Annotated in this window: 9 protein-coding genes; 8 read left to right on the top strand and 1 reads right to left on the bottom strand. The window is 75.5% G+C overall.

The window, feature by feature from the left end; translation table 11 throughout:
* The first annotated feature begins 6 nt into the window (after positions 1–6).
* The 8 genes from AC07DU_RS07240 (at position 7) to AC07DU_RS07205 (ending at position 10,524) form a co-directional block, all read left to right on the top strand.
* Entirely contained in the window at positions 7–1,206 is a 1,200-nt protein-coding gene (locus AC07DU_RS07240) for a glycosyltransferase (protein ID WP_479110084.1), read from the top strand.
* Complete coding sequence (locus tag AC07DU_RS07235; protein ID WP_479110082.1) at positions 1,203–2,750, top strand: exopolysaccharide biosynthesis polyprenyl glycosylphosphotransferase; 1,548 nt, start codon at positions 1,203–1,205, stop codon at positions 2,748–2,750. Before AC07DU_RS07240 ends, AC07DU_RS07235 begins: the two co-directional genes overlap by 4 nt.
* Complete coding sequence (locus AC07DU_RS07230) at positions 2,750–4,240, top strand: O-antigen ligase family protein (RefSeq protein WP_479110080.1); 1,491 nt, start codon at positions 2,750–2,752, stop codon at positions 4,238–4,240. The genes AC07DU_RS07235 and AC07DU_RS07230 overlap by 1 nt, the downstream gene beginning before the upstream one ends.
* Before the next feature lie 212 nt (positions 4,241–4,452).
* Complete coding sequence (gene murJ, locus AC07DU_RS07225) at positions 4,453–6,492, top strand: murein biosynthesis integral membrane protein MurJ (RefSeq protein WP_479110427.1); 2,040 nt, start codon at positions 4,453–4,455, stop codon at positions 6,490–6,492.
* Positions 6,482–7,255, top strand: coding sequence for a polysaccharide deacetylase family protein (locus tag AC07DU_RS07220; protein WP_479110078.1), 774 nt, complete (start codon positions 6,482–6,484; stop codon positions 7,253–7,255). Before murJ ends, AC07DU_RS07220 begins: the two co-directional genes overlap by 11 nt.
* Positions 7,252–8,487, top strand: coding sequence for a glycosyltransferase (locus AC07DU_RS07215; RefSeq protein ID WP_479110076.1), 1,236 nt, complete (start codon positions 7,252–7,254; stop codon positions 8,485–8,487). The genes AC07DU_RS07220 and AC07DU_RS07215 overlap by 4 nt, the downstream gene beginning before the upstream one ends.
* A 70-nt stretch (positions 8,488–8,557) precedes the next feature.
* Positions 8,558–9,385 carry a YveK family protein gene (locus tag AC07DU_RS07210; protein ID WP_479110074.1) on the top strand — a complete coding sequence of 276 codons (828 nt, stop codon included), beginning with the start codon at positions 8,558–8,560 and terminating at the stop codon, positions 9,383–9,385.
* Positions 9,382–10,524 (top strand): GNAT family N-acetyltransferase, encoded by a 1,143-nt coding sequence (locus AC07DU_RS07205; protein ID WP_479028581.1) that lies wholly within the window; start codon positions 9,382–9,384, stop codon positions 10,522–10,524. Before AC07DU_RS07210 ends, AC07DU_RS07205 begins: the two co-directional genes overlap by 4 nt.
* 5 nt (positions 10,525–10,529) lie before the next feature.
* Here the strand turns inward: AC07DU_RS07205 and AC07DU_RS07200 are convergent, their stop codons facing one another.
* Positions 10,530–12,041, bottom strand: coding sequence for a glycoside hydrolase family 26 protein (locus tag AC07DU_RS07200; protein ID WP_479110072.1), 1,512 nt, complete (start codon positions 12,039–12,041; stop codon positions 10,530–10,532).
* Positions 12,042–12,146: the final 105 nt, after the last annotated feature.

The following is a 12,146-nucleotide window of genomic DNA, read 5'->3' as shown; positions in this document are numbered from 1 at the left end:
CTCCACGTGCCCACACAATCTCGGGCAGCACAGCCCACGACCGTCCTGCACCTCGTACAACCCGTCGACGGCGGCGTGGCCAGGGTCGTCACCGACCTCGTCCGCGCCCAGACCGTCGAGGGCTTCCGCACCGTCGTCGGCTGCCCGAAGGGCGGCACCCTCGCCGACTCCGCACGGGCGGCCGGGGCCGAGGTGCTCACCTGGCGGGCCGGCCGCTCCCCGGGACCCGGGCTGCCCGCCGAGGTCCTCGGCGCCCGCTCGCTGCTGCGCCGGGTCCGGCCCGACCTCCTGCACGCCCACAGCGCCAAGGCCGGGCTGGCCGGGCGGCTCGCCGCGCGCGGCGCCGTACCCACCGTCTTCCAGCCCCACGCCTGGTCCTTCGACGCGGTCGACGGGGCCACCGGCGCGCTCGCCCTGCGCTGGGAGCGGTACGGGGCCCGCTGGGCCGACCGGGTGCTCTGCGTCAGCGAGGCCGAACGCCGCGCGGGCGAGAGCGAGGGGATCACCGCCCGCTGGTCGGTGATCCGCAACGGCGTGGACCTGGACCACTTCCGCCCCGGCGCGCCCGACGCCGACCACGACAAGGTCCGGGCGCGCGCCGAACTGTCACTGCCCGCCGCCTTCCGGGGAACTCCGGCGGACGGCGCACTGCTCGCCGTGTGCGTGGGCCGGATCTGCCACCAGAAGGGGCAGGACGTCCTGCTGCGTGCCTGGCCCGAGCTGCAGGCCACCGTGCCCGGAGCCCGCCTCGCCCTCGTCGGCGACGGCCCCGACGCCGAGCGGCTGCGCCGCACGGCCCCGCCCGGAGTGTTCTTCGCGGGGGCCGCCGCCGACATCCGACCGTGGCTTCGGGCCGCCGATCTCGTTGTACTGCCGTCGCGGTGGGAAGGCATGGCGCTCGCCCCGCTCGAAGCAATGGCCTGTGGCCGTCCGGTCCTGGTCTCCGACGTCAGCGGTGCCCGCGAGAGCCTGCCGTCCGGCCAGGGACGCCTGTGCCTGGTGCCGCCGGAGGATCCGACGGCGCTGGCCAAGGCGCTGGGACGGCTGCTCGCCGAACCGCGGCTCCTCGCCGAACTCGGGGAGCAGGCCCGGCAGCACGCCCGGACCGACTTCGACGTGCGGCGGACCACGGACGCGGTCACCGGCCTGTACCACGAACTGCTGGGCAGGCCCCGGCCCTTGAACCAGGAGCGCATCAGCCGATGACGATGGACAGCGCACCCGCCCGGCACACCGGGCAGGGCGGCACGGGGCCCGCCGGCGGCAGCGCCTTCGCCCCCGCGCCCCACGCGGGGGCCCGCCGCTCCGCGACCGCCATCCACCCCCCGCGCAGGCCCCGGGCGGACCAGGCGCGGTCCGCCGTCCGCCCGCAGCGGACGCGTCGCCGCAGCCGGGTGCTCCCGCTGCTCACCGCCGACGCGCTGGCCACCGTCCTCACGGTGGCGACCCTGCCCGCACCGGCCCTGCCCGCCGCGGCGGCGCCGGCCGCCGCCCTGCTCCCCGTCCTGCTCGGCGCGCTGCACGCGCAGGCAGGGCTGTACCGGCCGCGGCTCGCCCCCTCCGCGCTCCTGGAACTGCCCGTGCTCGCCGGGCGGTCCGCCGTCCTGTGGTGCGGGGCGGCCGCCGTGGTGGCCGCCGTGGACCGGCCCCACGCCCTGGGCTGGAGCGCGCTGCTCACCGCCGTCTGCCTCCAGACCGTACTGGCGTGCGCGGGACGCGGTCTCGCCAACCAGCTCCACCGTCGTGCGGCCGTCCGCAGGCCCGCCTCCACGCTCGTCGTCGGCCCCGGCGCCGGGGCGAGCGCGGTGGCCGCCGCCCTGCACGGCCGCCCCGAGTTCGGGCTGCGTCCCGTCGGGGTCGCCGACCCGGTCATGGACCGCGCCCTCCCGGGCGAAGGGGACACCGGCGCCCTGCCGTTCCTCACCACCCACGAGGACATCCGGCGCGCGGTCATCCAGAACTCCGTCGGGCACGCGGTGTTCACCCGCCCCCCGGAGGCCGACGAGCGCACCGCCGCCCTGGTCCGGCTCTTCCACGACCACGGCTGCCGGCTGTGGCTCGCCGACCCCGCCGGCACCGCCAAGATCACCGGCATGCGCCTCGCGAACCCGGGCGACCAGCTGTGGGGGTACGCCGTACAGCCCCTGCTGCCCCGTCCGGCCCGGCCGCTGGAGCGCGGGGTCAAGCGGGTCGTCGACGCCGCGCTCGCGCTGCTCGCGCTGATCGCCGCCGCGCCCGTGATGGCCGCCTGCGCGCTGGCCGTCCGGCTCGGGGACGGGCCGGGGGTGATCTTCCGGCAGGAGCGGGTCGGGCTCTACGGGCGCCCCTTCACCCTGTTGAAGTTCCGTACCCTGCGCGCCGACGAGCACGAGGCCGCCACCCGCTGGACGGTCGCGGGGGACCGGCGGATGAGCCCGGTCGGCTCCTTCCTGCGCAAGTCCTCGCTGGACGAGCTGCCGCAGCTGTGGAACGTCGTACGCGGCGACATGAGCCTGGTCGGGCCCCGCCCCGAACGGCCGTTCTTCGTCGCCAAGTTCGCCACCGTCCACCCCGGCTACGAGGCCCGCCACCGGATGCCCGTCGGCATCACCGGCCTCGCCCAGATCAACGGCCTGCGCGGGGACACCTCCATCGAGGACCGGGCCCGCTTCGACAACCACTACATCGACACCTGGTCGCTGTGGCAGGACCTGTGGATCCTCGCCCGCACCGCGGCCTCCTTCTTCCGCTTCCGGCTGGGGGGCAGCTGATGAGCCTTGCCGTCACCGGGTACCGGGCCCGGCCCGGCCTCGGCCTGCCGCGGCTGCTGCGCCGGCACTGGCCGCTGCTGCCGCTCGCCGCGACCGTGCTGCTCCTGCTCGCCCCGCTCCCGGCGGGGGACGCGACCACCTCCGGGAAGGTCGGCCCGGCCGACGCCGCCTCGCTGCTGCTGGCGTTGGTCTGCGCGGTGCAGGCGCTGCGCGGCCGGGTGCGGGAACTGACCCCGCTCGGCGTACTCGTCCTCGGGGCGCCGGGCGTCGGCCTCGCGGTCGCGACGATGACCGCCGGGGACCCGTACGCGGCCCTGCCCGGCTTCGTGCGCTACCTCCAGGTCTTCGTGCTGGTTCCGGCGGCGGTGGTGCTGCTGGTGCGCGACGCCGCGGAATTCCGGCTGGCCGCCGGGTGCTTCGTGGTCCTGGCGCTGGTGCAGGGCGCGGTGGGCGTGGTGCAGTACGCCACCCACACCGGGGCCTCCTACCAGGGCGAGGACATCCGGGCCGTCGGCACCTTCGGCCCCGGTGACGTCATGGGCATGGCCACGGTGGTGGCGTACGGGCTGGTGGTGGCGACCGCCGCCGCGCTGGCGCCCGGGCTGCCGCGGCGGGTCCGGCGGATCGCCGGGGGCTGCGCGCTGGTGCTGGTGCTGCCGCTGGTGCTGTCGTTCAGCCGGGGCGCGTGGATCGCGACCGTGGGCGCGGCGGTGCTGGTGATGGTGCTGGCCGGGATCCGGCGGGCCCTGACGGTGCTCGCCGCGCTGGCCGCCGCCGGGATGGTGCTGGTGGGCGGGCTCGGGGTCGGCTCCGAGATGGTCGCGGAACGGCTGACCTCGATCACCCAGGTGTCCAGTGCGCCCGACCAGTCGGTGACCGACCGCTACACGATGTGGGCCGCCGCCGAGTCGATGTGGCGGGAGCGGCCCGCGGTGGGGGTGGGGCTCAAGGGCTTCCCCGCGCACCGTGACGGGCACGCCTCGCTGGGGCTGTCCTCCGGCAGCGACACCGCGGGCGCGGGCCAGGCGTACATCCGCCAGCCGCTGCTCTCCCCGCACAACATGTACCTGCTGATCCTGAGCGAGCAGGGGCTGATCGGGCTGACCGCGCTGGCGGGAGGCTGGGCGGCGCTGCTCGTGGCGGGGCTGAGGCGGCTCGCCTCCGGCGCGGCGGGCGTGCGGGACTGCGGGCTGATCGCGACCGGCCTGTTCGTGTGGCAGCTGACGGACTTCCTCTACGCGGACATCGGGGGGCCGTCCACGGTCCTCACCGGCGTGATCATTGGCTTGGCGGCCTGGTGGGCGCTGCCCTCCCGGGGGGCCGCGGGTTCCGGTTCCGGTTCCGCCCTCGGTGTGGGTGCACCGCGCCGGGCCCCGGACTCGGCTTTCGCCTCCGGTGCGGGTGCGCTGCGCGGGGCTACTGCGGGCACCGCTCTCGCCTCCGGTGCGGGTTCACGGGGTAGGGCCCCCGGGGTTGCGGCTCGCCGGTGACGGACACCACGCCCTGGCGGCCCGCCGCCGGCCCCCCGGCCGGGGCGGGCCCCGCCCGCGTCCCGGGCGTCCCGGACCCGGGCCCGGCGCGATTCGCCCGCGCCGCGAATCCGGCGCGCCTCTCCGGCGTCCCGGAGCACGGCGCCGCCGCCCGTCCACCGGGCGCCCCCCTGCCCGGGCGGGCCGCCAGGGGCCCGGACCTGCCCGGAGGCATGGCCGCCCCGGGCGGGCCGGGTGCGGCGGATCCCGGTTTCCGTGCCGCTTCGGCGGCCCGGTCGGCCGCAGTTCCCGCCGGTCCCGGGGGCCCGGCCGGGTCCGGGTTCGCCGCTGGGGTCCTGCCGGGCCGGGACTCCCCCCGGGCCGTGCCCCGTTCGGCCGCAGGCTCCGGCGGGCCGGCTCCGGCGGATCCCGGGTTCGTCGCCGGGGCGCTGCCCGGGCGGGGCGGGGCCGCGGCGGAGTCACGCCAGGACGGTGCGCCCGCCGTACGGCAGGCCGTCTTCGGCTCGGCCGGGTATCCCGGCCGGGCCTCGGGAAAGCGCAGTGTGCGGCTGGCGGCGCGGGCCGCCAGCCCCTGCGCCGACCAGCTCGGTCCCGCGCACCGTGCGGGCGGGACCGCCGGCCCCGGCAGCCGGCCCGGCTCCGGTGGAGGCCCGCCGCTGGGGCGGTTCCTGGCGAAGGCCGCCGCCGTCACCGCCGGACTGACCGCCGCCGGGGCGGTGTTCGGGCTGGTGCGCGACCAGACCATCGCGCACCTCTTCGGGGCCGGGCACGACAGCGACGCCTTCCTCATCTCCTGGACCGTGCCCGAGATGGCCTCGACGCTGCTCATCGAGGACGCCATGGCGCTGCTGATGGTGCCCGCCTTCAGTTACGCCCTGACCCGGCGGGCCGCCAGCCGGGCCGGACTCACCCGCCGCCAGGCCCGCGCGCAGGACCCCGTACGGCTGCTCGTCGGGGCGACCCTGCCGCGGCTCGCCGTGTTCCTGGCCGCCGTCGCCTCCGTGCTGGTCGTGGCCGCGCCGGCCGTCGTCGCGGTGCTCGCGCCCGGCCTGCCCGATCCCGCCCTGGCCGTCGAGTGCACCCGTATGACGGCCCTGACCGTGCTCTCCTTCGGAGTCGCCGGTTACTTCAGCGCGGCGCTGCGGGCTCACCGGTCCTTCGTGCCGCCCGCCGCGATCTACGTCTCGTACAACGTCGGCATCATCGGGACCATGCTGGCCCTGCACCGCCTGTGGGGGGTGCGGGCCGCCGCCGCGGGCGTCGCCGTCGGCGGGCTGCTGATGGTGCTCGTCCAACTGCCCGCCTTCATCCGGAACGTGGGCTTCGGTGCGCGTCGCGCCAAGCGGACCGCCCCGCGCAGCCAGCGCGACCGCGACCGCCCCACCCTCATCGCCTTCGGGGTCATCGCCCCCGTGATCTTCTTCGCCGTCTTCCGCCAGTCGCAGGTGCTGGTCGAGAGGTTCCTGGCCGCCTCGCTCCCGCCCGGCGCGATCTCGCACCTGAACTACGCGCAGAAGGTCGCGCAGATGCCGATGGTGCTCTCCCTGATGATCTGCACCGTCACCTTCCCCGTCGTCGCCCAGGCCATGGCCGGCGGCGAACGCGAGAAGGCCCGGCGGCGCGTCGAGCAGGACCTCGCCCTGGCCTCGCTCGCCGTGCTCATGGGGACCGCGCTCGTCATCGGGTACGCGCCCCAGATCATCCAGGTCCTCTTCGAGCGCGGCGCCTTCACCCGGCAGGACACCCTCGCCACCGCCTCCGTCATGCGGGTCTACGGACTCGGACTGCTCGGCCACTGCCTCGTCGGGGCGCTGTCCCGGCCCTTCTTCTCGACCGCCCGGCCCACCTGGTTCCCGGCGCTCGCGATGGGTGCCGGACTGCTCGTCAACATCGTGGCCGGAGCCCTCGCCGTCGGCTGGTGGGGCACCTACGGGATCGCCGCCGCCAACGCAGCGGGCATCACCACGACCGCCGCCCTGCTGCTCACCGGCCTCGGCTCCCGGATCATCGCCATCCAGGTCCGCCAGGTCGCCGTCAGCATCGGACGGCTCGTGGTGGCCGCCGTCGCCGCCTGCGTGACCGGCTGGATCGCCGGCCCGATGATCCCCGACCCGATGCTCAGCGCCGCCCTGGGCTGCCTGCTGGTCCCCGCCATGTTCGCGGCCACCGGCATGGCCATACGCGCCCTCGAAGTCACCGCCCTGCCCGGTCAGATCTCCCAGCTCACGCAGAGGTTCCGCAATGTCCGCTGACACCGACACGGCCCCCGCCGTGCTGGAACCCCCCCGCCGGACCGCTTCGCCGTGGGTCCTGATGTACCACTCGGTCGCCGAGTTCACCGACCCCGCCGACGATCCGTACGGGATCACCGTCACCCCGCGCGCCCTGGAGGCCCAGCTGCGGTGGCTGCGCTCCCGCGGCCTGCGCGGGGTGTCGGTCCGTGAACTGCTCCGGGCCCGCGCGGCCGGGCGGGGCGCCGGACTGGTCGGGCTGACCTTCGACGACGGCTACACCGACTTCCTGGAGGCGGCGCTGCCGCTGCTGCGCCGCTACGACTTCACCTCCACCCTCTTCGTCCTGCCCGGGCGGCTCGGCGTGGACAACGTGTGGGACCCGCTGGGGCCGCGCAAGTCCCTGCTCACCGCCGAGGGCATCCGCGAGGTGGCCGCCGCCGGGCACGAGATCGGCTCGCACGGGCTGCTCCACCAGGACCTCACCGCGGCCGCCGACGACGTGCTCCAGCAGGAACTGCGGGGCAGCCGCGACCTGCTGCGCGAGCTGACCGGAACCCTGCCCGAAGGGTTCTGCTACCCGTACGGGCACCTCGACGCCCGCGTCGTCGACGCCACCCGGGCCGCCGGATACGGCTACGCCTGCGCCATCGACCCCGGACGGCTCGCCGGCCCGCACGCGCTGGCGCGTACGCACGTCAGCCAGGCCGACGGCGGCGCGCGGCTGCGCGTCAAGCAGCTGCGCCACCGCGTGCGCGAGCTGCGGCGGGCGGTGCGCCGGTGAAGAACGTCAAGGCTCTGCACGTCATCACCGGGCTCGGGGTCGGCGGCGCGGAACAGCAGCTGCGGCTGCTGCTGCGGCACCTGCCGATGCGGTGCGACGTCCTCACGCTGACCAACCCCGGGCCGGTGGCCGAGGGGCTGCGCGCCGACGGGGTGCGGGTCGTGCACCTGGGCATGCGCGGCAACCGGGACCTGGGGGCGCTGCCGCGGCTGGTGCGGTTCATCCGGCGCGGGCAGTACGACCTCGTGCACACGCACCTGTACCGGGCCTGCGTGTACGGGCGCCTCGCGGCCCGGATCGCGGGCACCAGGGCGACCGTGGCCACCGAGCACTCCCTCGGCGAGGGCGAGATCGAGGGCCGTCCGCTGTCGGGCGGGGTGCGGGCGCTGTACCTCGCCAGCGAGCGGCTGGGCGCGGCGACCGTGGCCGTGTCGGACACCGTCGCCGCCCGGCTGGAGGCGTGGGGGGTGCCGGCCGCGCGGGTCCACGTCGTACCCAACGGGATCGAGGCCGTCCGCTTCCGCTTCGACGAAGGGGTCCGGCGGGCCACCCGGGCCCGGACCGGACTGCCCGAACGGGCCTTCGTGGTCGGCGGGGTCGGGCGGCTGGTCCCGGGCAAGCGCTTCGACGTCCTCGTACGGGCCGTGGCCGCGCTGCCGGGGGCGCACCTGCTGCTCGCCGGGGACGGACCGGAGCGGGCGGGGCTGCGCCGGCTGGCCGCCGAGCTCGGCGCGCAGAGCCGGATCCACCTGCTGGGGGAGCGGGACCCGCTGGGCGACGGCGCGGACGGCCGCACCCCCGGGATCCCGGCGCTGCTGGCCGCCATGGACGTCTTCGTCTCCCCGTCGCGCGAGGAGGCCTTCGGGCTCGCCGTCGTGGAGGCGCTGGCCGCCGGACTGCCCGTCCTGCACGTCACCTGCCCCGCCATCGACGACCTGCCCACCGCCCAGGCCCCCGGGGCCCGGCGCATCGGCACCGGCACCGAGGAACTGGTCGCGGCGCTGCGCGGCCACATGGAGGCGGGTGCGCGCCGGCTGCCGCCACCGCCGGTGGTCCGCCGCTACGACATCGCCCGCAGCGCCCGGCACCTGCTGGACATCTACGACCTGGCCCTCTCGGCCGCCCCGGGCCCGGCGGGTCCGCGTGCGGGCGCCGCGCCGCTGCCGGGGGCGCTGCCCGGGGGCCGCCGCACCGGGGCGGCCGGGCTGGAAGTGCCGGGCGCCGGTGGCTGATCCGCATCGCAGAAGGGGTCCCGACCGGGACCCGAACCCACTCCCCTCCCTCCAGGAAGCGAGCACGCTCATGGCCGATACCGCCGACCAGCAGAAGTCCGAGGCGAAGTCCCCGGCGAAGTCCACGCCCAAGTCCGGCGTGAAGACCGCAGCGAAGACCGCGGCGAAGACCGAGAAGAAGCCGGACCACCGCTCGGAGAAGAAGCAGCGACGACGGGCGCTCTCGCTGCCCGCGTGGTGGCCGCTGCCCGCGTGCGCCCTGCTGGGGCTGGCCGCGGGCGGGGCGTACGGAGTGCTCAAGGCCCCGGAGTACGCCGCCACCAGCTACGTCGTCGCCGTGCCCGACGACACCACCGAGCCGGCCACCGCCCTCGGTTTCGCGCAGGCGTACGCCCGCATCGCCACCAGCAACTCCACCCTCGCCTACGCCCAGCCCCGCGCGGGCATCGACGCCCGCACACTGCGCACCCAGGTGCGGGCCGAGACCTCGCCCGAGTCCCCGATGATCGCCATCACGGGTACCTCGAAGAGCCCCGCCGAGGCCGCCGACATCGCGAACGCGGTAGCCGACGCCCTGTCCCTGAGCAGCAACCAGGCCGCCAAGAACACCGGCGTCCAACTGCTCCTCTTCAACCAGGCCGTGGCCCCCACCGACCCCGCCTCCCCGTCCGCGGCCATCAGCGGAGCCGTCGGGATGTGCGCCGGCGGGCTGCTGGGAGGGCTGTGGCTGCTCGCCCGGCCGGGCCGCGCGCGGCGCCGCGAGGAGCCGGAGGGCGTCGCCGTGACCGACACGACGGCCGCGGCCGGGCCGGTCGTCGAACCCGCGGTCGAGGAGTACGCCTCGCTCCCCGCCCAGGGTGAGCACACCGAGACCAAGGAGAAGGAGTCCGTGCGATGAGTCAGGGCTCCGCCGGGGCCCTGTCGGTGACGCTGTGCCGCGACCCCCGGCAGTTCGCCGCGTTGGAGGAGCCGTGGAACCGGCTCGTCCGCGCCTGTCCCACCGCCACCCCCTTCCAGAGCCACGCCTGGCTGCACTCCTGGTGGCTGTCGTACGGGAAGGACGGCCGGCTGCGGATCGTCCTCGTCCGGCGCGGCGAGGAGCTGGTCGGCGCGGCCGCGCTGATGCTCGTACACCGGCCGATGCCGTTGCTGGTGCCGCTCGGCGGCCCCATCACCGACTACTTCGACGTGCTCGTGGCCGCGGAGCACGCCGATCAGGCACTCCCGGCACTGGCCCGCGGGCTGCACAAGGCCGCCCGCGGCGCGGTCGTCGACCTGCGGGAGGTCCGCCCCGGGGCCGCCGTCGAACGGCTGGCCGAGCACTGGCCCGGGGCCGGCGCCCGGCTCGCCGACTCCACCTGCATGGAGTTGCCGACGCTGCCGTTCGACGAGCTGGTCAAGCGGATGCCGGCCTCCGGGGCCCAGCGCGTGCGCGCCAAGCTCCGCAAGACCGACGCGGCCGGGATCGAGGAGCACGAGGTCGCCGAGCACGAGGTGCCGCGCGCCGTACGGAACCTGCTGCGGCTCCACGAGAAGCAGTGGCGCGGCCGCGGGGTGACCCCCGAGCACCTCAAGCCGCGCTTCGCCGAGCACCTGACCCGGGCCACCCGGCGGATGGTGCGGGCGGGGGAGGGCCGGCTGACGGAATTCCGGCTGGACGGGAAGGTCGTCGCGGCCAACCTCACCCTGCTGTCGGCGGCACTCAGCGGCGGCTACCTGTACGGGGCCGACCCGGACCTGCGGGCGCGGAAGGTGGACGTGGCGACGCTGCTGCTGCGCTACGAGGCGGGGCGGGCGCTCGCCGAGGGCCGCCCGGTGGTGAGCTTCCTGCGCGGCAACGAGCCGTACAAGAACCACTGGCGGCCCGAGACGGTCGTCAACCAGCGGTTCCTGCTGGCCACCAGCGCGCTCGCGCCCCTGCTGCGACTGCACGAGTCGCAGCTGACGGGGCGCGAGCGGGCGGTGGACGCGCTGCGGGAGGCGCTGCCGGCCGCCAGGGACTGGCGGGCGCGGCTCAACGAACTGCGGGTTCGATGACCCGTCTAGAAGGGCCAGTAGCCGGATTCCTTGCTCCAGTCGAGCTTGAGACAGACCGACTGCTTGCCGACCAGGCCGGAGAGCCACTCGCCGAAGTTGAGCGGCACGCACCACTGCTTGGGGTTGTTGACCGGCGGGTTCTGCGGCTGCGGCAGGGGCTTCGGCGGGGTGGGCTGGGGCGTCGGGACGAGCGGGCTGGGAGTGACCGGCGCCGGGATCTCCGGGCTCGGGGTGACCGGGCTCGGGGTGACCGGCGTCGGGACCAGCGGGCTCGGCGTCGGCGTCGGGAGCGGGACCTCGGGGCTCGGCGATGCCGGCGAGGGCCTGGGGATCTCGGGCGTCGGGACCTGGGGTGTCGGGACCTGGGGCGTCGGGATCTGGGGCGTCGGGATCGGGACATCCGGCGTCGGGGCCACCGGGGTGGGAACGGCCGGCGTGGGCACCACGGGGGTCGGGACCACGGGGGTCGGGAACACGGGCGTCGGGAAGACCGGCGTGGGCACCACCGGGGTCGGGACCACCGGGCCGGGCACCTCCGGCCGCAGCGCGTCGCGGAAGACCTTCGTGGACCGCGGGTTCTCCTTGCACTGCCACACGCCGTGCGGGCAGTAGTCGGTGATGGTGTGGTAGAGCGGTTTCTGCTGCTCGATCCACTTCAGCATGCGCCGGACGTACTCCGGATTGTCCCCGCGCCGGAACAGCCCCCACTCCGGGTACGAGATCGGCTTGCCGTGTGCCTTCGCGAAGTCGACGTGCTGCTGGAGCCCGTACGGCTGGACGATCTGATCGTCGAAGTCCCGGCCGGGGCCCTGGTCGTAGGAGTCCATGCCGACGATGTCCACCACGTCGTCGCCGGGGTAGCACTCGGTCCAGCCGATCGCGTCCTTGCCCCGGTTCGGGGCGAAGTCGAACTTGAACTCCTGCCCGGGCACCGAGCGCATCGCCCTCACGACGCGCTTCCAGTACCTCTTCCAGTTCTCCGGATCCGGTCCGCAGCGGTGGGTGTAGGTGACGCCGTTCATCTCCCAGCCGAGGACGATCACCGTGTCCGGGACGCCCAGCGACACCAGCCGCTCGGCGAGCCGCGTGAAGTGCCGGTCGTAGTAGCCCTGGGCGCCCGCCCTGATCAGCCGGGCCACCTGGTGGTCGGGCACGCGGTCCTCGTTGCGCTCCTGCATGGGCACGTTGAGGACGAAGATCCGGTCCTCGTCGGCCCGGCGCCATGCGGCCCAGCTCTCCAGGAAGGAGACCCTGCCCTCGATGCCGGCCCACTGGTCGCCGGGGAGGTAGGTGTGGCCGACGCGGATCTCCCTGCCGCCCAGCCAGCGCGACAGGTACGGGATCCGTCCCACCCCGCGCGGCCCGTAGTCGAGATAGGCGCCCATGGCGGTGTCGGAGGCGGTGGAGCCCTCCGGCCGGTCCTCTCCGGGCGCAGCGAGGGCGACTCCGGTCGCGAGCAGTCCGGCGGTGACCGTACCGACGCAGGTGCTCGCCAGTCGGCGACGTGGTCTGGGCATGGCGTCTCCCGAGCTTTCCTGAATCGGTGTGCTTACCAAAGACGTTAGGCATCAGATCTGACGAATGGCCTGTCCGGTGACTGCCGAGTAGGCCATTAGCAGGTG

It is taken from the genome of Streptomyces sp. NPDC045695 (assembly GCF_056432025.1).
The sequence above is the reverse complement of the archived record's forward strand: the minus strand, read 5'-3'. Positions and strand labels throughout refer to the sequence as shown.

Coding starts and splice junctions, on each gene's coding strand:
- AC07DU_RS07205 (WP_479028581.1), top strand. CDS start 9,382: ATGAGTCAGGGCTCCGCCGGGGCCCTGTCGGTGACGCTGTGCCGCGAC.
- AC07DU_RS07235 (WP_479110082.1), top strand. CDS start 1,203: ATGACGATGGACAGCGCACCCGCCCGGCACACCGGGCAGGGCGGCACG.
- AC07DU_RS07200 (WP_479110072.1), bottom strand. CDS start 12,041: ATGCCCAGACCACGTCGCCGACTGGCGAGCACCTGCGTCGGTACGGTC.
- AC07DU_RS07220 (WP_479110078.1), top strand. CDS start 6,482: ATGTCCGCTGACACCGACACGGCCCCCGCCGTGCTGGAACCCCCCCGC.
- murJ (WP_479110427.1), top strand. CDS start 4,453: ATGGCCGCCCCGGGCGGGCCGGGTGCGGCGGATCCCGGTTTCCGTGCC.
- AC07DU_RS07210 (WP_479110074.1), top strand. CDS start 8,558: ATGGCCGATACCGCCGACCAGCAGAAGTCCGAGGCGAAGTCCCCGGCG.
- AC07DU_RS07230 (WP_479110080.1), top strand. CDS start 2,750: ATGAGCCTTGCCGTCACCGGGTACCGGGCCCGGCCCGGCCTCGGCCTG.